This window comes from Sphingobacterium bovistauri, assembly GCF_020295405.1.
Lineage (GTDB): Bacteria > Bacteroidota > Bacteroidia > Sphingobacteriales > Sphingobacteriaceae > Sphingobacterium > Sphingobacterium bovistauri.
Genome location: NZ_JADEYP010000011.1, coordinates 62,957 through 85,680, shown reverse-complemented (window position 1 = coordinate 85,680; position 22,724 = coordinate 62,957). Strand labels below are relative to the sequence as shown.

Sequence of the window (22,724 nt, the reverse complement as noted above, 5' to 3'; positions counted from 1 at the left end):
ATATGGAAATCAGAGGAAAAGTTCACGAAGTAGGTGCTGTACAACAGGTTACTGAGTCTTTTAAAAAGAGAGATTTGATAGTTGCATATGCAGAAAACCCACAATTTGTGGAATATATTCGTTTTGAAGCGACACAAGATAGAGTTAATATTTTTGACAATTTGGCTGTAGGCGATGAAGTTGAAGTTTCTTTCAATTTGCGTGGTCGTCCTTGGACTAATGCACAAGGTGTAACAACATATTTCAATTCATTAGTAGCTTGGAGAACAACCAAGTTAGCAAATACAGCTTCAGCTTCCGCTCCTTCGTATGCAGAGATGCCTGCTCCAGTAGACATTTCTTCTTCAGGTGCTGATGATGACGATTTACCATTCTAATAGAAAATAACTTTATACTATATAGAAAGCCATCTCTTACGAGATGGCTTTTATGTTTTATCCACTTACATATTTCCCATAAGGAATTTTCCTCATGACATAAATAATTCCAATAGAACTTAGTATTGTTAATAGCGTCGCTAAAGGTGTCACCCAAAGCGTACTTAGGTATTTAGAGACCAAAGGATGGATATAATTCAGTGGTATAATATGTACTAAATAAATTCCAAAGCTGTATTCATCTACTAGACGCAACCAATTCGGTAGTGCTTCGTTTTGAGAGGATATCTTCTTAATGAAAATAAATAAAAAACCAGCAGCAAGAGCTGTATTTGGAAACACATAATTATACCAATGTGGATTGAATTTATTTGAAGTTAAGCTCCAATTGTAAGTTATATACGCTGTAAATATTGCAATAGCTGTAAATCCGATTAAAGGAATCCATTTATTCCAATTGAACGATTTTATAGATAAATAATAGCCCAAAACCAAATAACCTAAATAGCCTGAGAAAAACGTTAGGTCAAATTTGGGTACAAAGGGATAGTAAAATTTATTCATCACGATCATAGCTGCAAACCAAAGGACAAGAAATATTTCAATTTCTTTTATACTAACTTGATTAATAATCTTGCGTAAATAGGGAATGGCTAAATATAATCCTACAATCATGTACAAATACCATAAATGTGCATTGGCTCCGTGTAATATTTTATCCTGTGCTATCGAAATGATTTTTTCTGTAGATAAAAGTGAAAATTTGGTGTACCGATAGAAATAGTATATTAAATATACTATCGTCCAAAATGCAAAGGGTAATAACAGTTTTGAAATTCTTTTCTTATAGAATGAAATGGTGTCTTCGTCTTTTTGCAAAAGTAAAGCCCCTGATAACATCACAAAAATTGGCACCGAACATCGTGTTGCCGAATTAATCCAATTCGCATAATTCCAATCAAAGCTATCCGCATCAAACCGATTCAAAAAACCTGTGCTGGCATGAATCAATATGACAAATACTGTCGCAATGACACGTAAATAGCTGATATAATTGTTTTTTGTAGCCATTATGTAAAAATATTGATTATTGGAATAGGAATTGAACGTTTTGTTGTAATGCTTCGGAATTAATTTCCGTATAAAGCTTGAAAAATAAGTATATTAGAAGTGATAATATTATTTTATAAAAATGGGTTTTGCGACAAAGAAAACTAAAAGATGGGAATTTGGACAATTAAAATGGACTTTTATGTCTATTTTGTTTTTTGTTCCGCCGATACATCCCTTGGTGATGCTGTCGCAAGCATCCAAGAGTAAAGTGCGTTCATGGTATGCATTGGCTTGGATATTATTAGGTATTCAGTTCGGTATATTCTATTCGTTCTACTACTTTGCAGGAGCAATGTCTTCGGGTATGTTGGCTACGATTGTTGGATATATTGCTTCATATATTGCAGGTAACGGTCTTCTGTTGAGTCAATCCAAAGACTATTTACAACGACTTGAACTTTCGGAAGTCCGACAATTGACTTGGGTAAATAGTATTTCGCATCAGCGTAGATTGGAATTGGCACAGGCAGAAATTGAAACACCACAATCTTTCGTGACCAAATTGATGTTCTTCCAAAAAGCTGTTCAGAATAGAACATTGCAAGCACACACTGAAAAGATAGTTCGCATGTTTCATTTGCTGGAACAACGAGATATTATGGAAGCTGAAAAGTTTCTGGTACGGCATGGGACAGTGGTCAATGTACTACGTGAATATTACGATTTGGAGCAGACAAAATTAAATAACGCTGTTACTCTGGAATCCAAAAATAAATTGGAATCGGTGCTGGTACAGGCTTCCTCAGCGATTGAGTTGGACGTGACGAATTTGATTAAATACCGTTTATTAGACGTGTCTGCGGAGTCGGATGTCTATTTGCAAACACTTAAAAATAAAAAACTACTTAACGACTAAAATATGATTACGATTGATTTAACAACTTACGAAGACAATACGCCGGAGAAAAGTCAGGAAATGCAGGTTCATTTTTCGGAAGAGGAAAAAGCTGTAATTAAGCAATATAAAGATAAAATAAATTTGCAATCAACGACTGATATCATTCAATTTGGGGTAGCGAGCCAAACTAAGGTGAGCAATTTCTCAAACGAAATATTGAAGCAGGTGCGTACGAAAGATATGGGAGGCGCAGAGGATATTTTGTTGAATTTGCGTTCGGATATCAAATCTTTTGATGAGAATTTAAATAAAAAACCGTTGATTCCTTTCTTTGATACGTTGAAGAAAAAAGTACAACGTTTACGTACGGAGTATGCTTCAGTAGAAAAGAATATTCATCAAATCGAGCTAAAATTAGAAGGACACTATAAAACCTTGTTGAAAGATGTGAATATCTTCGACAAGCTTTTCCAAGAAAACCAAAATTATTTCAAAGAGCTTTCTTTGCATATAGCCGCAGGAGAGGAAAAATTACAAGAAGTACATTCGGAGACTTTACCACAGTTACGTAAAGAAGCAGAAGAGTCAGGTGATCAGCACAAAATTCAAGCCTACAAGGATATGGAGCAACATGTCGTACGTTTTGAGCGTAAGATCCATGATTTGAAACTCACACGTATGGTGGTATTACAAACAGCACCGCAGATTCGTATGATACAAAGTAACAGTTCTTCGTTGATGGAGAAAATCCAATCCAGTATTGTGAATACATTGCCACTTTGGAAAAATCAAATGGTCTTGACTTTGGGTATTGCGCATGCACAACGTGCGTTGGAAGCGCAGAAAGCAGTGACTGATGCTACGAATGAATTATTGCGTAAGAATTCTGAAATGTTGAAAGAATCTACCATCAATGTAGCACGTGAAACCGAACGTGGTATCGTCGATATCGAAACGATTAAAAAGGCAAATGTTGATATTATCAGCACTATCGAACAAGTGTTACAAATTCAACGTGATGGACGCGAAAAACGTAAAGTCGTAGAGCAAGAACTATTGCAATCTGAAAATGAATTAAAACAAAATTTACTGAAATCTTCAGCCGATTCAAAGTTAATAAACTAAAAAGAGCCGCTTCAAGCGGCTCTTTTTAGTTAAACCATTAATAGGATAACCTTTTATTCTTCTACTAAAGAAATTTCATAAATATCTATTCGCTTTAGGTTTTCATTTTTGCCTTCGACTGTTATTTCTTTAAATAATTCAATATAAGTCGCAACACCATATACAGAATTATATTGATAAGTATTATGGAAATAAATATTTGTTGGTGTGTTTTTAAATTCTTCTTCATTGATTGACTCTTCAGTGTTTTTATGTTTTTTTACAAAATCAAGCATTTTTTCCATAAAATCGCCTTCAACTCTCTTCTCTTGGATTATAGATATAAAGTCATTTTCTTGGTCGTATTCATCACAATACACTATTCCAATCATGGTGATAGGAGCATTTAAAATAGGTGCAAATATTTCTTCCTCGAATTCAATAGTATCTCGAAGATTGAGTGAAGCACCCAAAGCATAATGTAAAGCATGTATGTCTTGCGCATATACAGTAATTAATGATTTCGGATCTATGGAACCTATAAATTCTTTCATAAATTCTATTGTTTTTTCATCATTCGTTTCTGCGCTTAGAATATTTAATAGTCCTTCGAAGTCAGAAGATATCTTCTCGGTTAGTTCATCCTCATCTATAATACGCTTAAAAGCTCCTAACTCATTTGTTTCATAATCAAATTTTATGGTAGATAACTCTATAAGCTTTTGTTGTAAGTTTTCTTCTAAATTACTCAACTGAGGCGTTGCAAATACATCTAAAGCTCGATAGTAGCTAATAATATAGTTTGAATCTGTAGAATCTTTTACAGTAATTTTAAAGTTGAAGGCTTCTTCTTTGGTTATAGGTTCTTTATTGACATTAGAATCAATTCTTGTTTTTAAGACAGAATAATTTAATGTTTCTCCTTTTGAAAGGTATGATATTAAATTGACGATTTTGGTACTGTCGTTTTGTGCGTAACACAAATTGAATAATATAGTTGTAAGGAGAGGTAAGATTCTTTTCATATTGGGTTAAAAATTTAAACTAAAAATGCCAATAATATTTGATGTTTTTTAGTCTGAAATATGAATTTCTACATTTTTCTTAATGTGCTAAATATATGTTCAGTTTGTCATTATAACTAAATGCTTCGTTTGAAGGAAGCTTAAGGTTATTTTTTTATAGATTATTACAATTTGATAATATATTGTAATTTAGGCTAGTAAATAAATGCCCTACTGGAAATTTTGTCTAGTTGTTACTAGCTATTTTATAATCTACCGTGAAAAAAGAAGATATTCTTATAATAGATGGAATAAATCAAGAGAATCCAATAGCCTTCAAAAGGCTTTTTGATAGATTTTGGTTTAAGATTTATAGAATGGCGATACAAAAGTTGCCTTCCGAAGAAGATGCTTCCGATATTACACAAGAAGTATTTTACCTAATATGGAAGAATCGTAAATTCATACGAGTAAAAAGCAACTTAGATAGTTACCTTATTTCGATGCTTAGGCATAAAATCTATGATTTTTATGCGAAGCGAGACCGTTTGCCCATCCTTGTTAGTATGATTGATGAGGAAGAATATTGGGATTACAATTTTAAACTGGCTGATGAGATTGATTTTAGGGAGCTGAATGAAGCCGTCAACCATACCATTGAAAAGATGCCTGAAAAGATGAGAGAAATATTCGTTCTTAGTCGTTTTGAGAATCTTAGTGCCCAAGAAATTTCTGAGCGATTAAATATATCTATTCAAACCGTTAGAAATCAAATTTCTTCAGCGATAAAGCGGTTTGAAAAAATTTTTAATGATAGGACAGCGTGGGTGATATTCCTTTATTACTGTTTTAATAGCTAATTTTTTCATTATTTTTTAAATTCATATAGTATGTTTTTAAAAATTATAAGACTATAGTTATAGAACACCTATAACTATGAAAAAACTATTCTTTAATAAAAAGTATAATCACAAGAAATCTGAGATTTGGAAAGGTATACTCCAAAAGGCAAAATCCGACGGAGATTATTCTCTTATCGATATACAAGAATTAAGGAGACCTATATTTTACACCTATAAAAAATTAATGACAACAGCTGCGGCAATTGTGCTGTTCTTAGGTTTTTCATTTTATGCCTACCGATTATTGGTTGATAATTCTGCTAATTTTTTGTCTGATAAGGAATTAAGTTTGATATATGCCGATACCTCCTCCGCGTCACGTATGGTGCTTTCTAATGGCGATACTATTTTTCTCGATCATGTTATTCTCAATGAGTCTTTTATAGATTCAAGAAATGGAAAAATAAATTTGGCTGTAGATCATGATTCTATCGGTATTTTAGATGACGGGGTAAATGTTGTCGAAAGTGGTCGAGGTAAACAAATTAATGTTGTATTACCAGATGGCACTAAAGTCTGGTTAAATGCTTTTTCTAAGATAGAATTTCCTAGTCGCTTTGGACAGGCTAGTAGAGATGTTAAAGTAGATGGGGAGGTTTATTTTGAAGTTAGTAAAGATATTCATAAACCATTTATAGCGAAGTTTGGTGCTGAAGAGGTGACCGTGTTAGGTACACACTTTAATATTAGAAAATATACGAATGAAAATAAAGATGTGGTCACTCTACTAGAGGGGGCTATTTCGGTTTCCAACAAGGGTGATAAATTGAACCCCAAGCTTCTGAAGCCTGCAGAGCAACTGTCGCTATTTTCAGATGGAGATGAGTCATATGTAAAAACACTGCACAATCCGTTGGGTGTAATAGCTTGGAAAAATGGAGAATTCTATTTCAATAATGCTAATGTAGATGAAATAGTAAAAGAGCTTGAACGCTGGTATCCGGTGAATATATCTATTCAAAACGAAAAAAAATCTAAGAAAATTTCTGGAAGAATTAAACGTACAGATTCTATGAAGAGTGTTGTAGATATGTTGCGATTTTTTGATATCGAACTACTGATTGTGAAGCAACTTTAAACTTATATAACTAAACCTAAACTAAATTATGAAGAAAAATTTTACAAAGTACAAAGAGGTAAGAGCATTTCCACTGCAGATGATATTTCTTTTATTGGCTTTTTTTCAGGTTAAGATGGCTCTTGCTCAGATTAATCTTATTGTCAATAAATCATCTCTCACAAATATTATTGCACAGATAGAAAAGCAAAGTGATTATGTATTCCTATATGATAGTAACATAGAGAAATTCTCATCTATCTCAATTAATTGTAATGATTGTTCGATTAAAAAAATAATTACACTATTAGAGAAACAGACTGACTTGGAGTTTAAGGTTTCAAACGAACAAATACTTGTTAAAGTAAAACCTACAAAGAAAATGAGTGTTGCTTCCTCTGTAACACCACTGAGGGCTCAGGTGGATTCAATAGTAGGTAAAGTTTTAGACGAAAAAGGAAATCCAGTAATTGGAGCAACATTGTTAATAAAGGGGACCAAAATTGGAACAAGTTCAGATAAATCTGGTGTTTTCAAAATGCAAAGACTCAATCCTTCACAAACTATTGTAGTTAATAGTATTGGTTATCAGTCTAAAGAGGTGCCAGTTGGCAATACTAAAATGTTGACGTTAGTATTGCGTATTAAAGAGCAATTGATTGATGATGTCATCATTTCAACGGGTCTCCAGAAACGTGAAAGAAGCAAATTAATAGGTAATATTTCGTCTATAAAAGGTGAAGATTTGGAAGCCGCGGGAGTAACAACAATCGACAAGGCGCTGAGAGGGAAGATGACTGGTGTATATGTTCGGTCTAACTCTGGTCGTCCAGGAGAAACGGGCTCAATTGTAATAAGAGGAAGTAATACAATGACTGGTAGCGCTGAGCCATTAATTATTTTAGATGGGATGCCTTTGCAAAATGGGGACGTGGCAGGGATGGAAAAGACAAATTCAAATATCAATAGTTTATTAACGAATGGCATTGGTAATATTCCACCTGAAGATATCGCTACAATAGATATCTTACGTGATGCGACAGCTGCCGCTATTTATGGCTCTAGAGCCGCTAATGGAGTTATTGTAATTACAACAAAAAGAGGTGAAGTAGGCAAAGACTATATTAATTATAGTTTGAAACAAGGAATGACTCTACGCCCGAAGAATAATTTCAATTTTATGAATTCTGCTGAAAAATTGGCTTTCGAAAGACAAATATATGAAGATTTTCATCCTGTATATGGTGGGCGTGCAAATAGTTTGCTCATGAAGGCTGATAATGGGGTGATTACATCAGCCGAAGCGGAGACGCAAATAAGTGCATTATCAGGTATTAATACAGATTGGATTAATACACTATATGACCCATCGCATCATCAATCACATAATATGGCTTTTAGTGGTGGTAGTACAAAATTGCAGTATAATGTATCATTAAATTATCAAAACGCCAATGGTACATTAATGGAGAATAACAATCAGCAGGGAGGGATCAATGCGAAGTTAACACGTAATATTAGTGATAAACTTTTAATAGATTTTAATCTCTATTCTACATTGAAGTTGAATAAGGAAGGACAATCTGCTATTGATCCATTTCGGTATGCTATGTTTGCTAATCCGTATGAAAAAGTGTATAACTCAGATGGTTCGTATGCGGTTGACGAAACTTATCGTGATCTAAGTGTAAGGATTGGAGAGGCATCGTATTTAAATTATGAGAGCTTCAATATTGTCAGAGAGTTGCGCGAGAATACGTTGTCAACAAATTATGGTAATGTCAGGAGCCAGATGGGGATTGAATGGAAATTTCTTCCAAATTTCCAGTACAGAGGATCTGCTGTTGTAAATTATACTAATGTCCAAACAATAGATGAATCCAGGGCGGGTTCATTCAGATCGTATAATAATAATTGGCTCAATACGACCGGTGGTGGTGTATTAGAAAAGTTCAACATGGGATACCTTGAGGAAAACTCAGGCAGAACAATAGATTACACTGTAAGAAATACAGTGGAGTTTAATAAAACATATGTTGAAAAACATTATGTTCAAGGTTTTTTCGCAAACGAAATATCAGAAGGCACAAACAATAGGTTTTTTCATTTCAATCCAATGTACCTGCAAGATTATAGAATGGCAGGATATCCATCATGGGATGATATTCCAGCGTCTAGTTACAAAAGGTTAGACTTATCGCGTTTGGGTGGTACGTATTATGAAAAGGATCGTTCGGTATCATTCATTAGTTCTTTTGCATATTCTTATGCTAATAAGTACATTTTTAATGGAAATTTTAGAGCTGATGGTGTAGATATTATTGGTTCTGAAAATCAATTTACACCATTGTGGTCTGCAGGGGTAAAATGGAATGCTCACGAAGAACAGTTTTTAAAGGATAATGTCTCTTGGTTAAATCGCCTTGTGTTTTCTTATGGGTATGGTTATACGGGTAGTATAAATAGATCTGTTTATCCATTCCATACCTATACATTGAGTGCATTAGTATATGACGATGTCGTCAAAGCTTCTGCGTTTAATTATGGAAATCCAGTGTTAAAATGGGAAAGGAAACGCGATGCAAATTATGGAGTACAGCTGTCCGTGTTAAATAGTAGATTGAATTTAGAAGCTAATTACTATGATAATAAAGTTACTGATTTACTGGATAATGTACTGTTGCCAATTTCTGTAGGGCGGTCATCATCGGTCGTAAATGCTGGAATATTAAGTAACAAGGGGATAGAGTTGTCTGCTCGGATTGAAGCCGTGAAAACGCAAGAGTGGCTTTGGGAATTAGGCATTAATTACACCCACAATAAAAACAATTTAGAAAAGGTTTTTTACAAAAAAACGTCATCACTAGCTAATGTAAATACTCAAAATATAGAAGGCTATGCACTTAGGTCATGGTTTGGCTATAAATTCGATCACATTGACCCTACTAATGGACATATGATGGTTAGAGCTGACCGAATAGATCCAACTACAGGTAATTCAATGGGGGATGAGGTAATTGATTTGTCCGCAATTTCTACAGCGGACTTAAATAATAAATATAGAACATATTATCTAGGACAAAGAGATCCTAAATCATATGGAGGTTTCAATACTCGCGTGAGATATAAAAACTTAACACTCTCAAGTAACTTCGTCTTCGCAGATGGAAACATGATAAAAGGTTTTCACGACCGATTAGAAGGTCCAAGTGGTCAGACAGATGATGTTACGTCTAGTCGAACTAATCGTTTGAAAAATCAAGAATATAGGTGGAGGCAATATGGCGATCAAACAGATATTCCATTCTATTCACGAGTATCGTCAAACTATACGAGATATTTAGTGGATCGAGATATAGAATCTGGAGCCTACATAAAATGTACTGAGTTGGGCGTGAATTGGAGGACAAATCCCTCAATATTCAAAAATGTGATCAAACAATTGCAAGTTGGATTTTTTGCAAATAATTTGTTTACTATTTCACAGTATTCTGGCACTGATCCAGAGACGCAAACAGCATTTGGATATCCAACAACACCTAGTTACACATTTTCATTAAATATTGGATTTTAAGAGATATGAAAAAGATATTAATAGCATTTATAATATTTGGGGGATTCACATTAAATGGCTGCACGAAATTTCTAGATTTACCTCCGAAAAATCAACGTGCTGTAACGACATTGAATGATGTAAAATCAGTATTGTCGGGGTATTTGGATGCATTTGCACGCACTAATACAAGACCTATTGTTGGACCAATTCCTATTGTCACAGAAGAACATAATATGATGTTCGAATCCTATGCCGATAATATAGATTTTGTGGCGAATTTGAATAGGTACATTGCTCCTAATAATACGAAAAATGAACAATTTTATGCAAACAAATTTCTATTCAACGATATAGCAACTACGGATGCTATTTGGAATACACATTATCAAGCTATAGGCTTTTTGAATGCATTAATAGATCAATGTGATGAATTAGTAGAGGCTGATTCAGAAGAATTGAGAAGGGTTAAGGGAGAAATGTTAGTGCATAGGGCGTATTACATATTCAAATTACAGCAATATTTTGCTCCTATGAATAAAGAAGAGTTGGGTATACCTCTTTATTTACATACAGGAAAGGAAGTGGTAGGTATACGTATGATGCGCAAAAGATCTTCTGAAATTTATGATGTGTTGACAGGTGATCTCAAAGTGGCCTTACAGTATTATAAGGAAGTAGGTCCTAATAGTGGATATAGTCGCTTTTTTAATGATAGATATATTCAAAACTTATTAGCTCAGGTCTATTGGTTTAAGGCTGAGTCAGCATCTAAGCAGAATGAGGATTATCAATTTGCTAAGGAATATGCATTGGGGGCTATCGAGGGGGTAGATGGATATATTCCTAAAACTACACTAGAATTCCAAACAGTTCAAAAAAATCGAAATCCAGATTACCCAGCATTTTACCAAGAGAGTATAGCATTTGGTAGTGTGGGGCCTATATATGGCTCTAATTTGGACTATATCGGATTTTCACCTAATAACCTTAAGGTGTCAACAGATTTTCATTCATCTTTCGATGCAACAGATATTCGTTTGTCAGCGTATTTCACAGGGACTAATATTTCAAGTAACTGGCCTGACGGGTTGACTCCAGTGCAAAAATATATACGTATTCATTTATTTGCACCAGAGGAAGCTTATTTGATATTAGCTGAAGCATATCATAGATTAGGTGAAACAGATTTGGCTTTGGGAGTTTTAAACAAGTTCAAAAGCTTTCGTGGAGCAAGTCAAAAATCAGGGTTATCAGGACAAACGTTATTAGATGAGATTATAAAGGAACGTAGAAAAGAATTTTTTGGGGATACAGATAAGAGATGGCTTGATCTTAAACGGTATGCAAATGTAACTATAGATCGTAGATTTACTTTCTTTGGTAAAACTTATGCAGTTAAGGTGGAGCCAAATAGCTCTTATTACGCTTTGCCAATTCCATTGTCCGAGCTTCAAGAAAACCCAGATTTGATTCCAAATGAAGGCTGGAATCCTATAATTTTTTAACCTATTAATACGCACTAAAATGAAAAAAATATTATATATACTTTTGGCTATTGTACTATTTCAGTCCTGTCAAAAGGAATCTTTCGAATATGTTATTTATAAACCGACAGTTGAGGATATAGATTCTATATATTTCTCAACGGGTAGTAAAACACTTATAGCTGATGGGAAAGCATCTTTGAATTTTGTTATAGAAACATTTCGTAAGGTAAGAATAGCTAATGCAATCGGACAGCAAAAGGATACATTGATGTTTGTTGATTACAAAACGCTTCCTCATAGTGACATAAAAATTTACGCTAATGGTTCACTAATTAAGGATATGATATATAAGACAACAAATTCTACAGCAAATAATATTGAGTTTTATGCAGAGATTGGAAATCAGAAATCGGTTAAAAAGCTGGTGGAAATTCGTCAACCTCAAGGAATTCCTCAGAAAATAGTTGTTGATGTTGTTTTTCATGTTTTTGAGTTAAGTATTACTGATGTGTCATATGATCCATTACGCTATCAGAGTATTACATCTACGCAATTACAAGATGCTATTTCATATGCTAATGCGATTTTTAATAATAGTGTTGGAAATGATGCAAATAGTGGAAATGCAAATATTGAATTTAGATTAGCTAAAACAAATGCATCTGGTGCCGCATTAGCAATTCCTGGTTACAATAGAATTCAATATGATGCCACATGGAAAACATCTGCTACTGCAGCTTCGTTTACTATTGCAAATTTTACTTCTCGTATTAATTCCACAGTAGCATATCAATGGAATAAGGATAAGTTTTTAAATATTTATGTGATTCCTTCTTCACCAAATAATTCTATTGGAAATAATCGCGCTAACTATCAAATAGTGAAATTAAGTGAAACTCCGTTGTTAGGAATAACTAATGTTGTGAATAGTCAAGCTAATGTGCCAACAACTGATTTTTACACAAATTATGGGTTGGGAATTCATAGATCAGTGTTTTTTCCTGATCCCAGTAGACAAATTGAAATTGCCGGCTATTTGGGGCTTTACTATGGTTTGTATGCTACTCATACTACAGGAACGGCTGTGTTGGATTATGTGAATGATACAAATAAATATTTATCGGGAACTAATCAATCTTTCAATAATACATTAAGTCTATATAAGTTAAGTGTTTATGGGGAGAAATTTTTGGCGAATAATGCAATGGATGATATTCGCTATGCCTCATTACGAAACACATTCACTATTGGACAAGTAGAGCGAATGAGATTAGTAATGGAAAGATCTCCAGTGAGGACTGCTTGGGTAAAAAGTAATTAAAATTATGATAAAATATATTAGTATTATAGCCAGTTTATTTATAATAAATGTGGCTTATTCCCAGATTAATATTAAAATCGTTGGGAACGTCTCTGGAAATCCTGAGGGATTTACTAAAGTTTACTTTGGGAACCAGCTTGCTAAAGATTCTGCTGAGATAATTAATGGAAAATTTGAAATGTCTATAGTAGAGAATGAGCCCGGCGCTCGGGCAATTTCTATTGATTATGATCGAGGCAAGAGAAGAATGTATTCTCCATTGGTGCTTTTCTTTGACAAGTCAGGAACTATTGAAGTTCAATTTGATATTGAAAAAGGGTTGTCCTCTGCGACGGTCGGTGGAATGAAATCTGCTGTTAATCATTTTAATTTTGTTAAAAATAGAGCTAAGGTGTATGTAGGTAGTCGAAAGTCTACCCTAGAAAAATTTGGAACCACAGCTTTAAATAAAAATGATAAGCAATATGAAGCTGCTAATACGCATTTCGAAAAGGGGCTAGGCTATGGGTTTGATTCATTGTTAACTGAATATTTTGACAGTGAAAGTGTGGTTTCTGCTCATTTAGTTTTAAATGTATTAGCATCACTGCCAATAGATAAATCAGAGAATTACTATAATAATCTATCTGAAGCTGTTAAGAAATCTGATGCTGGGGCTACATTATATGCGAAAATTCAAGGATTGAAGAATGTATATATTGGAGCTGTAGTCAAGAATTTTACTTTGCCAGATGCACAAAATAAACAACAAGAGTTTGATAAGTATAAAGGAAAATATATTCTGCTTGATTTTTGGGCATCATGGTGTTCACCTTGTAGAGCATCATTTCCTAGAATACGTGAAATTTATAGTAAGCTGCAGGGTAAAAATTTTGAGATAGTTAATATATCCATCGACCAAAATAAAGCTGCATGGCTAAAAGCTGTTGAAGAAGAAGGTAACCCATGGCCACAATTGTATGATGATAAAAAAATATCAAGTTCATTCTTTAATGTAAGTGCTATTCCTACATGTTATTTGATAGATCCAACTGGAAAGATAATAATGAAGGAAATTGGATTTGATTCAAAAGGTGGTGGGACTATTGAGAAGAAATTAGAAGAAATATTTAGTGTTAAATTTTAATATGATGCGTTTAAGAAAAATTATGGCATGTGTAGCTCTAATGTTAATGGCTACCTCATCAAATCTATTTGCCCAAAAAAAGGCTTATATAACTGTAACAGGAAAGGTGAATTTTCCTCCAAGTTTTGAAAATCAAGAAAAATACCCTTTTGTCTTAAAAGATAAGGCTATTAAAGATGCTGAAGTTTTTCAAACTATAAAATTAAGGGCTGACAGCACTTATGAAATTCAGGTACCGGTTAAGACTCCAAGATTGTACTCTCTAGATGTATTTGGTTGGGATCGAATTACCTTTTGGGCTGAAAATGATGATTTGAGAATTGATTTTAGAGGAGAAGATACCGCTAAAGTAAAAATTAAAAATCCTCCTTACGTATTTATTGAGTCAGAGGGGAAGGATAATCAATTGATTAATATCCTTAATTGGGAGGTGTATCAAAACTACCAAAATACAATAGCAATAGGTAAAAGACAGTCTATAGCTATGAGGAACAAAGATACACTTATGACAAAATCTTTATCTGAGCTCATGATGGAACAGTATGATAATCTATCCACACGTGCTAAGTGGTATGCTAAGACGTATAAAAATGATCCACAGGTTGTGTATGCCCTATCTTATTTGAGTCCACGAAGAGATCAAGAGTTAATTTTGGGGTATGTAGAGTCTTTATTAGTAAAGTACCCATGGTTAAATGAAGCGCAAGAATTGAAGAATAACATTAAAAAGGCAAGTGTCGCAGCAAAGAAGACAGAAATAGGTGCTCAATTTATTAATGTAGCACAAATGAATGATAAAGGTAAGGTTGTAAAACTTTATGATCAAATGAAGGATAAAAAGTACATTCTTGTTGATTATTGGGCATCATGGTGCGGTCCTTGTCGAGCTGAAAATCCTCATATTTTAAAAGTTTATAGTAAGTATAAGGACAAGGGATTTGATGTTTTTGCAATATCGTTGGATGACAATAAGGAGAGATGGTTAAAGGCAATTAAAGATGATAATATGCCGTGGACGCAGGTGTCAGATTTGAAAGGTTGGAAAAATGAAGCTGCACAATATTATAACATTACATCAATTCCTAGTAGTTTCTTGATAGATAATACAGGTAAAATAATTGCTAGAAATCTTAGAGGTGATATGTTAGAAAAGGAATTAGAAAAATTGATTAAATAAACTAAAAAGAGCCGCTATTAGCGGCTCTTTTTAGTTTATTACATTTCCCAACGTTTTTTAGGAACGCATATAATATCTAATTTTTTGCGTAAAACTGTAGGTGTGGACTCAAATCGATTCTGAAGTACAACAAGTGAATCTGTTATTGAAATAATTTTATAACGAGGCAAGTATTGTCCTTGCTTATAGCAGCCCGAACCTTTTTGCTTCCAGTTTTCTTTTGTATAAATTCCTTCTACAATAATACTGTCACCGCGCTGCACATATACACCTTTAGCATATTCTTTCCAATTGCCATTTTTAAAACAAGAGTCAGGCATAGTTTTCGTTTTTGCATGGACATTCATCGTCGTATATATTGAGTCACAACGGAATGTGAATTCATGCATCGTATACGAAAGAAGTTGATCTTGATTAGGGATACTATCTTGCACCCATACGCCTTGCAGTTCTTTGACGCCCTCAGTTTGCATGTCCGAGTGGCGATAACAACTTGCAAAAGTGAAAAGCATACCTACCAAGATGAATAGGTATGCTTTTTGAAAATTATATGTTGCCGAAAGTTTATTCACTAAGCTTATTTTAAACTTCCAACCATTTCTTCGGGTTTCACCCATTCGTCAAATTCTTCAGCAGTCACATAACCTAATGCGATTGCAGTTTCTTTCAACGTAGAATTGTTCTTGTGTGCTGTTTGCGCTATTTCAGCCGCTTTGTAGTAACCAATTTTAGTATTCAGGGCAGTTACCAACATTAAAGAGTTGTCTACTAATTCTTTGATACGTGCGTAGTTCGGCTCGATACCAACAGCACAGTGCTCTTCAAATGAAACACATGCATCACCGATCAGACGTGCTGATTGTAAGAAATTAGCTGCCATTAGGGGTTTGAAAACGTTTAATTCGTAGTGACCTTGTGTACCACCAATAGTGATCGCTACATCATTACCCATTACTTGAGCTGCTACCATGGTTAACGCCTCACATTGAGTAGGGTTTACTTTGCCTGGCATAATAGAAGAACCTGGTTCGTTTTCTGGGATGATAATTTCACCAATACCTGAACGAGGACCTGAGGCCAACATACGAATGTCATTCGCAATTTTATTCAATGCTACAGCCAATTGTTTCAATGCACCGTGCGATTCTACGATAGCATCGTGTGCTGCTAAAGCTTCGAATTTATTAGGGGCAGTTACAAAAGGATGACCTGTGAATTCTGCAATATATTTCGCAACTACTACATCGTAACCAGCGGGTGTGTTCAAACCTGTTCCTACCGCAGTACCTCCCAAAGCAACCTCTGCTAAGTGCTCTAATGTGTTTTTAACCGCTTTGATGCCGTAGTTCAATTGAGCTACATAGCCTGAAAGCTCTTGACCTAATGTCAAAGGTGTAGCATCCATTAAGTGAGTACGACCGATTTTCACAACATTCATGAATTCTTCAGACTTACGTTTTAATGTGTCGCGCAATTTCTCTACACCAGGGATTGTCACTTCTACGACTGCTTTGTAAGCCGCGATGTGCATTCCCGTAGGGTACGTGTCGTTTGAAGATTGTGACTTATTTACATCATCATTAGCTTTCAGTACAGGCTCACCTTCACCGATTTTGCCACCAGCCAATACTTGTGCACGGTTAGCAACAACTTCGTTTACATTCATGTTGGATTGTGTACCCGAGCCCGTTTGCCAGATTACCAATGGGAATTGATCATCCAACTTACCAGCTAAAATTTCGTCACAAACTGTAGCGATAGCATCACGTTTTTCGATAGGCAATACACCTAATTCGTGGTTTGCATAAGCCGCAGCTTTTTTCAAATAAGCAAAACCTTCAATAATTTCTTTTGGCATAGAGCCTGAAGGTCCAATTTTAAAGTTATTACGTGAACGTTCAGTTTGTGCACCCCAGTATTTTTCTGCAGGTACTTGAACTTCACCCATTGTATCTTTTTCTATTCTGAATGACATGATAGTAAAGTTTTGTTTTTTTGTGTTCCAAAGTTACTGAATTATATATAGAATAGGAACTTGTAGCTGTGCATGAAAAACAACTTTAATGTCAAAAAATCGTATATTTATTTATATTTTTAATCGATTATTACAATTATATAATGAACATGCATAAGTTAAGTTATTTAATTTTGTCACTTTTAGTTAGTACGCTTATTTTTTCTTGTGTAGGAGATCGAAACAGCGATAATAATGTTGATGATTCCAGTGTTGATAACGAAGCGTCTTCACTCGATCAACCTGAAGATATCTCACTGCTGTTGTGGAACTACGATGCAAAGGGAGATAGTATGGTCAAAAATGATATTCCAGATGATTTGACGGTTAATTTTGTATTAGATGTACTCAATAAACGTTATGAAAAAATAGATTTAAATCTCGTAAGAACTTCTGCTGACACAGTATTTGTTAAGTTAGATGACGCCTCTTATTTGGGGCAGTTGGGATCCACAGGCAATTATGCTTTTATGGCTGAAGTTGTTTATTGTTTGACAGAGGTTCCTAATATAAACTCGGTGAATTTTGATTTTCCTGAATCAGATCATGCTGCGCCAGGACTTTATAATCGCAAAAATTTTGACAATAAAATAGTAGAATAGTTACATCCCTAGCCGCTTTTGCAAATGTTCTTCAATATGGTGGAATAATTGACTTGGTTTTAGTGTGCGCCAAGGTATTTCATTCAAGAAGCCTGCAAAATTAATATAATAATCAATGTTTTGTGACTGAAACTCTTCCAATACATGTTCGCGGAAATGCAAACCTGCAATCCAGCCATCTTCAATATCTTGAAACCATTCTTCGTAATAGGAGTCATCTGAGCTATGAAAGTTTAATATATTTTCACCAATAAGAATAAACTTCGTGATACCTTCGCTAATCATAACATCTATTAGTTCTCGTTTGAGTAACATAATATCATTGTAAATCGCATCGTTCCATTCGCCGATAAATTCTATTATGGCAAACTGTTTTTCGTAATCAACAAAAATTACCTTTAGGTAAAGCGTTTGTGAGCCAAAATCATCCCATTGCGGATGTAATAGGTAATTGTAAACTTGTTTATCAAATTCGAACTCATTATATATGGTTCCATAGAATGGTGATTTTTCATCTTCCGATGCGATATAATCGTGTCTCCAGTTGTAAAAAGGCTCTATTTCATGCATAATCTCAATTCTTCTTCAAAGATTATTAATTATTTGTTGATTATAAAGAAATTGGAATATAATTTGTTTTAATAAATATTTAAATATCCATTAAAATCATTGATTTAACTCTTATTTTTGCATACGCGTTTATTTCATGCAAAAAGGTACTGGACGGAATATCTTTGTAGCTGCGACATATGCTGCTACGCTAATATTGGGGCTTATTCTTGGGCAAAATTATGTTGCTCAGCAGAATAATAATCCAGGCGTATCTCTTGTGCCTATTGGTTTTTCTGATAATTCATATAAAATTCAACAAGTCTTAGATTTACTTTCTAGCTCGTATGTGGATAGTATAGATTTCGATTCACTTGAAAATGGTGCCATTAATCATATTATATCCCACTTGGATCCTTACTCTACTTATTTATTTCCTAATGAATCACAACGGCAGAATGAGGTCTTGGAAGGTACGTTTGAGGGGATAGGTTTGGATTTTTTCAATCTGAATGACACTTTATTGGTGGTAGGGGTAGTGCGTAATGGGCCTGCTGAAAAGTCGGGGTTGAAAGTTGGTGATCGCATAATCCGCATTGATACGACTTATGTTTCAGGTCGTAATGTAGGTCAAAAAGTAGTAGACAGGTTGATGCGTGGAAAAAAGGGTTCAGCAGTAAACCTATATGTAGATCGAGATAATGCACCGATGAGTCAGCTTTTCAAAGTAAAAAGAGATCAGATCAGTGTAAGTTCTATAGATGTATCTTATTTGGTTGAACCGCAGGTTGGTTATATCAAACTTCGACGATTCGGCTTAAAGACAGCAGACGAATTTAAGACAAGTATTAACACGTTGAAAAAACAAGGCGCTACTAATTTGATTTTAGATCTAAGGGATAATGGTGGTGGATATTTTCACATCGCATTGAAATTGGCAAGTGAATTTTTTGCTGATAAAAAGCTTCTCGTGTATACACAAGGTGCACATGAAACAAAAAAGGAATATTTTTCAGATGGATTAGGTTCTTTCTCTGATGGCAAATTAATTGTGCTAATGAATGAGTCTTCAGCTTCTGCCTCTGAAATTTTGGCTGGTGCATTGCAAGATTGGGATAGAGCAACTATAGTAGGGCAGCGTTCCTATGGAAAGGGAATTGTTCAAGAGCAATATGATTTTTTGGATGGTTCTCGGATCAATTTGAGTATATCACGATATTATACCCCTTTGGGACGATCAATACAACGTAAATATACTGCCAATTGGTCCAATATGGTAGATTATGTTACCATGTATAAGGGACTATGGGCGTTAGATACGACGTATACAAGTTCAGAAATATTCAAAACCTTAGCAGGTCGAAAATTACTTAGTGGGGGGGGGATTAATCCCGATGTGAAAATCGAAGTTGATTCTAACGCTTTGAGTTTGTTTTATCAAGATATATTGAAATCAAATTATCTTGAACAGTTTGTATACGAGCGGTTTACAAAGAAACTTCCTGCCTATTCGATTGAGAATTTTTTACAGGGATATCGATTGCCTCAACAGGAGTATGACGCTTTCATAGCATACTTAGGGACTAAAGGTTTGGTTGTAAATGATATTAAAAAGCGTAGTCTTCTTAAGTTAATTCAATCAGATATAGAGGCTATTGTAGGTAGGTACTACTTTGGTAGAGAAGCATACTTCAAAGTGAAAAATAGGTATGATAATTATGTAGATGTTGCTATAAAATTATTAAAGCCACAAGAATTAGAGAATGCTTCTTAATAATTTAAATCTGCCCAAATAGGGTAATGGTCAGATAACTTTTCTTTTAGAATACCGTAATCATTTATTTTTATCTTATGATCACATAGAATGTAATCTATTTGAAAAATAGGAAGAATGCCAAAATAAGTTACTCCCCATCCAAATCCCTTTTGTTGAAAAGCATTGTTCATGTTTTTACTTAAGATATTCACACTATACGACATAGGCGTGTCGTTAAAATCTCCCATCACTACATTCGGGTAGGGGCTTAGTGACATATGCTGCACCAATGTTTTAGCCTGGTTGCTTCTACTTGTGAATGCTTTTTTAAGCTTGCGACCGAGCATTTTTGTCTTTTCTTCATTACGTACTTGTTCAGTAGGCGATTTTTTGATGAAATCTCGATCTTCTGGTTGCAAGGCAAATGACCTTAAATGGACATTGTATATACGTAAGGTGTCTGTTTCCCGTTTGATATCTGCAAAAATAATACGGTTCACGCCAAAGGCATTTTCTTCTATTGTCCCATAATTAATGATAGGATACTTTGAAAAAATTGCTTGACCATAGCCTTCATAATCATTTTTTTCGAAGGGCTCAAAATAGTAATCTTCAAATTCACCTTCTGTCTTTAATAGCTTGGTGAATTGTTTAGACCCTCTTAAGCGGCTATAAAATTCTTGGAAACATATTACATCTGGATTTATAGTGCGTATGAATTCTATAGTCTCATCTCTGAATTTTTCTTTTTTATCATCATATCGTTGAAAAAGATGAACGTTGTAACTCATTACACGTATTGATGTGTCTGATTTTACCAGTATCTTATCGTTCTTATTTCTGAAATTGATGTGTTTATTCATTAATGACCATCCTGCTAGAATAGCTACAAGGCTCAATATGGTATTCCTCTTTTTTCTCATCAACCAATATAGGATGAACCCACAATTGATAAGAAGAATAGGTAAATAGGCTAGGCCAAAAAATGCAATAATCCAAAACTCACGAGGGTCAATAAACGAGGCTGAATAACTTAATAACAGCGCCACTACAGCCAATATATTGGCCATAAAAATTGTTTTACTGAAATAACCAAGTTTTTTCTTTCGTAAAATAGATTGGTTTGCCATTAATTTTCTTTTTTGCTCGCCCTAAAAAGTAATTCTTTTTCTTTTAAAGTTAGGCTTTCATAGCCTTTGAGTGAAATTTTATCTAATATTTGGTCAATTTCTTGTTGATTCGGATACCCCTGTTCTGATAACTTTTGATTTTCATAATTGTTCCTAATGACTTTCAGTTTGCGTTTTTTCTTAATAAAGAAATTGCTCCAATCTTTGCCTCGTTGTAATTGATGCATGAATAGCATACCTCCAAAAACAATGCATAAATAGGATAGGGCAGCAGCCTTATTTGTGCTTATCAAAAATGCAAATTGAAATCCTAGGTATACTGCTGCAATCCATTTTAACTTGATATTACCTAGTAAAAGTAGACGTATTTCATAATTAGGTACTAATACGACTAAACTGCTGATGATCGCAGCTAAACCAAAGGCTGTTGTGTGCCAATATAATGGCTGAGTACTAAGCAATGGTATAAATCCTAAGATCAAGAATAATATTGCACCTACAAATGTTCCGCCAATAAATAAGGAGTTAAATTGCCTTGTATGTAGTAAGTTTAGGAACAATTGTCCCATCCAATACAACCAAAGGCAGTCAAATAACAAATTCCAAAGACTTGTGTATATGAACGGATGTGTTAGTAATGACCACGGTTGACTCAAAAATTCTCGAAAACTAACCGGAAGTATACTTTCAGTATAAAATATAGTATATAAGTCAACGGAAGTTTTCTCCGAGAATGTTATAAGGTCAAAAATATGTAGTAGTATGAATAAGACTACTTGTCCGGTAATCACATAGGGGATTATAGACGTTGTTTTATAAGTGTCTCGAATAAAGGATGTTAAAACATTCTCTTTCATTTTCTTCTATTAATAATATCCTTTTTTGTAACCCCACATTTTAATCATTAAATAACCAAAAAGAGCGCCTCCTACGTGTGCTAAGTGTGCTACTGAGCCCCCGGAGTTGCTGAATCCTAGGTAAATTTCAATTAGAATATATGCCCCCACAAAGTATTTTGCTTTGATTGGAACAGGAATAAACATAAAGTACAATGGCATATTTGGATAGAAATAGGCAAAAGCCAATAATAAACCAAAGATAGCTCCTGAAGCACCTACCATAGGAGTCGCATAGATTGATCCTAAAGTTTGTAATTGGCTGCTGTTGAGAGGTAAAGATGATGAAATGCGATTAGCTGTCATATCCAAATTGATAAAATCAGCAGCAAACGGAGAACCTACAATTCTGTATACTTCGATAGCTTGGACACCATATTGGAGTACTAGTGCACCTAATGCGGTAATGATATAGTATTGTAAAAATCTTTTAGATCCGAACATTTGCTCTATAACTGGACCAAACATTACTAAAGCAAACATATTAAAAAAGATATGGGTGATACTAATATTACCTGTATTGGTATAATTACCATGCATAAACATGTAGGTAATAGGTTGCCATATTTTAAAGAATGGTGAATCTGGATAATAAACCCCCAATATTCTATCAGCACTTGGGAATACAAGAGTTCCTATAAAACATATGATATTTATGATCAATATGTTTTTAACTACAGGCGATAGATTTCCTAAAATATTATTCATTGAAATT

20 protein-coding genes are annotated in these 22,724 nt (G+C 34.3%); 12 read left to right on the top strand and 8 right to left on the bottom strand.

The annotated features are described in order from the left end of the window. The first annotated feature begins 2 nt into the window (after positions 1 to 2). On the top strand, positions 3 to 377 hold the full coding sequence (locus IPZ78_RS07715) for a DUF3127 domain-containing protein (RefSeq protein ID WP_225552421.1): 375 nt from the start codon (positions 3 to 5) through the stop codon (positions 375 to 377). Between the two features lie 57 nt (positions 378 to 434). Here IPZ78_RS07715 and IPZ78_RS07710 read toward each other — a convergent pair whose 3' ends face one another. After that, entirely contained in the window at positions 435 to 1,448 is a 1,014-nt protein-coding gene (locus IPZ78_RS07710; protein ID WP_225552420.1) for an acyltransferase, read from the bottom strand. 121 nt (positions 1,449 to 1,569) lie between these two features. Between IPZ78_RS07710 and IPZ78_RS07705 the strand changes: the two genes are divergently transcribed. Together IPZ78_RS07705 and IPZ78_RS07700 are read left to right on the top strand one after the other, a co-directional pair. Then, on the top strand, positions 1,570 to 2,346 hold the full coding sequence (locus tag IPZ78_RS07705) for a 5-bromo-4-chloroindolyl phosphate hydrolysis family protein (RefSeq protein WP_225552419.1): 777 nt from the start codon (positions 1,570 to 1,572) through the stop codon (positions 2,344 to 2,346). A gap of 3 nt (positions 2,347 to 2,349) precedes the next feature. After that, positions 2,350 to 3,453: a toxic anion resistance protein gene (locus IPZ78_RS07700; protein WP_225552418.1), complete on the top strand. Its 1,104-nt coding sequence runs from the start codon at positions 2,350 to 2,352 to the stop codon at positions 3,451 to 3,453. A gap of 53 nt (positions 3,454 to 3,506) precedes the next feature. Here IPZ78_RS07700 and IPZ78_RS07695 read toward each other — a convergent pair whose 3' ends face one another. Next, the gene (locus IPZ78_RS07695; protein ID WP_225552417.1) at positions 3,507 to 4,457 is read right to left on the bottom strand and encodes a hypothetical protein; all 951 of its coding nucleotides are present in this window, start codon (positions 4,455 to 4,457) and stop codon (positions 3,507 to 3,509) included. A 257-nt stretch (positions 4,458 to 4,714) separates the two neighbouring features. On the opposite strand from IPZ78_RS07695, the gene IPZ78_RS07690 reads away from it, so the two are divergent. From IPZ78_RS07690 to IPZ78_RS07660, 7 genes are all read left to right on the top strand, one after another. Further along, on the top strand, positions 4,715 to 5,296 hold the full coding sequence (locus IPZ78_RS07690; protein WP_225552416.1) for an RNA polymerase sigma factor: 582 nt from the start codon (positions 4,715 to 4,717) through the stop codon (positions 5,294 to 5,296). A gap of 76 nt (positions 5,297 to 5,372) precedes the next feature. Further along, positions 5,373 to 6,416, top strand: coding sequence for a FecR family protein (locus IPZ78_RS07685; RefSeq protein WP_225552415.1), 1,044 nt, complete (start codon positions 5,373 to 5,375; stop codon positions 6,414 to 6,416). Positions 6,417 to 6,444: 28 nt separating this feature from the next. Further along, positions 6,445 to 9,969, top strand: a complete 3,525-nt coding sequence (locus IPZ78_RS07680) for a SusC/RagA family TonB-linked outer membrane protein (RefSeq protein WP_225552414.1) — start codon at positions 6,445 to 6,447, stop codon at positions 9,967 to 9,969. 5 nt (positions 9,970 to 9,974) lie between these two features. Further along, positions 9,975 to 11,456, top strand: a complete 1,482-nt coding sequence (locus IPZ78_RS07675) for a RagB/SusD family nutrient uptake outer membrane protein (protein ID WP_225552413.1) — start codon at positions 9,975 to 9,977, stop codon at positions 11,454 to 11,456. Positions 11,457 to 11,475: 19 nt separating this feature from the next. After that, entirely contained in the window at positions 11,476 to 12,759 is a 1,284-nt protein-coding gene (locus IPZ78_RS07670) for a M43 family zinc metalloprotease (RefSeq protein WP_225552412.1), read from the top strand. 4 nt (positions 12,760 to 12,763) lie between these two features. Then, a complete protein-coding gene (locus IPZ78_RS07665; protein ID WP_225552411.1) occupies positions 12,764 to 13,885 on the top strand; it encodes a TlpA disulfide reductase family protein in 1,122 nt (373 codons plus the stop codon). 1 nt (position 13,886) lies between these two features. After that, entirely contained in the window at positions 13,887 to 15,062 is a 1,176-nt protein-coding gene (locus IPZ78_RS07660; RefSeq protein ID WP_225552410.1) for a TlpA family protein disulfide reductase, read from the top strand. Positions 15,063 to 15,100: 38 nt separating this feature from the next. On the opposite strand, the gene IPZ78_RS07655 is transcribed toward IPZ78_RS07660, so the two are convergent. Together IPZ78_RS07655 and fumC are read right to left on the bottom strand one after the other, a co-directional pair. Next, positions 15,101 to 15,634 carry a fumarate hydratase gene (locus tag IPZ78_RS07655; RefSeq protein ID WP_225552409.1) on the bottom strand — a complete coding sequence of 178 codons (534 nt, stop codon included), beginning with the start codon at positions 15,632 to 15,634 and terminating at the stop codon, positions 15,101 to 15,103. Positions 15,635 to 15,639: 5 nt separating this feature from the next. Then, positions 15,640 to 17,037 carry a class II fumarate hydratase gene (fumC, locus tag IPZ78_RS07650; RefSeq protein ID WP_225552408.1) on the bottom strand — a complete coding sequence of 466 codons (1,398 nt, stop codon included), beginning with the start codon at positions 17,035 to 17,037 and terminating at the stop codon, positions 15,640 to 15,642. A gap of 149 nt (positions 17,038 to 17,186) precedes the next feature. Here fumC and IPZ78_RS07645 point away from each other — a divergent pair, with 149 nt between their 5' ends. After that, positions 17,187 to 17,678 carry a hypothetical protein gene (locus IPZ78_RS07645; protein WP_225552407.1) on the top strand — a complete coding sequence of 164 codons (492 nt, stop codon included), beginning with the start codon at positions 17,187 to 17,189 and terminating at the stop codon, positions 17,676 to 17,678. Here IPZ78_RS07645 and IPZ78_RS07640 read toward each other — a convergent pair whose 3' ends face one another. After that, complete coding sequence (locus IPZ78_RS07640; protein ID WP_225552406.1) at positions 17,679 to 18,248, bottom strand: hypothetical protein; 570 nt, start codon at positions 18,246 to 18,248, stop codon at positions 17,679 to 17,681. It abuts the gene before it with no gap. Positions 18,249 to 18,384: 136 nt separating this feature from the next. On the opposite strand from IPZ78_RS07640, the gene IPZ78_RS07635 reads away from it, so the two are divergent. Continuing rightward, positions 18,385 to 20,001 carry a S41 family peptidase gene (locus tag IPZ78_RS07635; protein WP_225552405.1) on the top strand — a complete coding sequence of 539 codons (1,617 nt, stop codon included), beginning with the start codon at positions 18,385 to 18,387 and terminating at the stop codon, positions 19,999 to 20,001. Here IPZ78_RS07635 and IPZ78_RS07630 read toward each other — a convergent pair. The 3 genes from IPZ78_RS07630 to IPZ78_RS07620 are packed head-to-tail and all read right to left on the bottom strand — an operon-like array spanning position 19,998 to position 22,717. After that, positions 19,998 to 21,113 (bottom strand): endonuclease/exonuclease/phosphatase family protein, encoded by a 1,116-nt coding sequence (locus IPZ78_RS07630; RefSeq protein WP_225552404.1) that lies wholly within the window; start codon positions 21,111 to 21,113, stop codon positions 19,998 to 20,000. The two genes, IPZ78_RS07635 and IPZ78_RS07630, sit on opposite strands and share 4 nt — an antisense overlap. Next, complete coding sequence (locus IPZ78_RS07625; protein WP_225552403.1) at positions 21,113 to 21,970, bottom strand: rhomboid family intramembrane serine protease; 858 nt, start codon at positions 21,968 to 21,970, stop codon at positions 21,113 to 21,115. The genes IPZ78_RS07630 and IPZ78_RS07625 overlap by 1 nt, the downstream gene beginning before the upstream one ends. Before the next feature lie 9 nt (positions 21,971 to 21,979). Beyond that, a complete protein-coding gene (locus IPZ78_RS07620; RefSeq protein ID WP_225552402.1) occupies positions 21,980 to 22,717 on the bottom strand; it encodes a rhomboid family intramembrane serine protease in 738 nt (245 codons plus the stop codon). Positions 22,718 to 22,724: the final 7 nt, after the last annotated feature.

What these genes read in the sequence shown, in the direction of transcription:
- IPZ78_RS07705 (WP_225552419.1), top strand. Translation starts at nt 1,570, where the DNA reads ATGGGTTTTGCGACAAAGAAAACTAAAAGATGGGAATTTGGACAATTA.
- IPZ78_RS07685 (WP_225552415.1), top strand. Translation starts at nt 5,373, where the DNA reads ATGAAAAAACTATTCTTTAATAAAAAGTATAATCACAAGAAATCTGAG.
- IPZ78_RS07665 (WP_225552411.1), top strand. Translation starts at nt 12,764, where the DNA reads ATGATAAAATATATTAGTATTATAGCCAGTTTATTTATAATAAATGTG.
- IPZ78_RS07635 (WP_225552405.1), top strand. Translation starts at nt 18,385, where the DNA reads ATGCAAAAAGGTACTGGACGGAATATCTTTGTAGCTGCGACATATGCT.
- IPZ78_RS07630 (WP_225552404.1), bottom strand. Translation starts at nt 21,113, where the DNA reads ATGGCAAACCAATCTATTTTACGAAAGAAAAAACTTGGTTATTTCAGT.
- IPZ78_RS07670 (WP_225552412.1), top strand. Translation starts at nt 11,476, where the DNA reads ATGAAAAAAATATTATATATACTTTTGGCTATTGTACTATTTCAGTCC.
- IPZ78_RS07680 (WP_225552414.1), top strand. Translation starts at nt 6,445, where the DNA reads ATGAAGAAAAATTTTACAAAGTACAAAGAGGTAAGAGCATTTCCACTG.
- IPZ78_RS07620 (WP_225552402.1), bottom strand. Translation starts at nt 22,717, where the DNA reads ATGAATAATATTTTAGGAAATCTATCGCCTGTAGTTAAAAACATATTG.
- IPZ78_RS07660 (WP_225552410.1), top strand. Translation starts at nt 13,887, where the DNA reads ATGATGCGTTTAAGAAAAATTATGGCATGTGTAGCTCTAATGTTAATG.
- IPZ78_RS07625 (WP_225552403.1), bottom strand. Translation starts at nt 21,970, where the DNA reads ATGAAAGAGAATGTTTTAACATCCTTTATTCGAGACACTTATAAAACA.
- fumC (WP_225552408.1), bottom strand. Translation starts at nt 17,037, where the DNA reads ATGTCATTCAGAATAGAAAAAGATACAATGGGTGAAGTTCAAGTACCT.
- IPZ78_RS07695 (WP_225552417.1), bottom strand. Translation starts at nt 4,457, where the DNA reads ATGAAAAGAATCTTACCTCTCCTTACAACTATATTATTCAATTTGTGT.
- IPZ78_RS07715 (WP_225552421.1), top strand. Translation starts at nt 3, where the DNA reads ATGGAAATCAGAGGAAAAGTTCACGAAGTAGGTGCTGTACAACAGGTT.
- IPZ78_RS07675 (WP_225552413.1), top strand. Translation starts at nt 9,975, where the DNA reads ATGAAAAAGATATTAATAGCATTTATAATATTTGGGGGATTCACATTA.
- IPZ78_RS07710 (WP_225552420.1), bottom strand. Translation starts at nt 1,448, where the DNA reads ATGGCTACAAAAAACAATTATATCAGCTATTTACGTGTCATTGCGACA.
- IPZ78_RS07645 (WP_225552407.1), top strand. Translation starts at nt 17,187, where the DNA reads ATGCATAAGTTAAGTTATTTAATTTTGTCACTTTTAGTTAGTACGCTT.
- IPZ78_RS07640 (WP_225552406.1), bottom strand. Translation starts at nt 18,248, where the DNA reads ATGCATGAAATAGAGCCTTTTTACAACTGGAGACACGATTATATCGCA.
- IPZ78_RS07700 (WP_225552418.1), top strand. Translation starts at nt 2,350, where the DNA reads ATGATTACGATTGATTTAACAACTTACGAAGACAATACGCCGGAGAAA.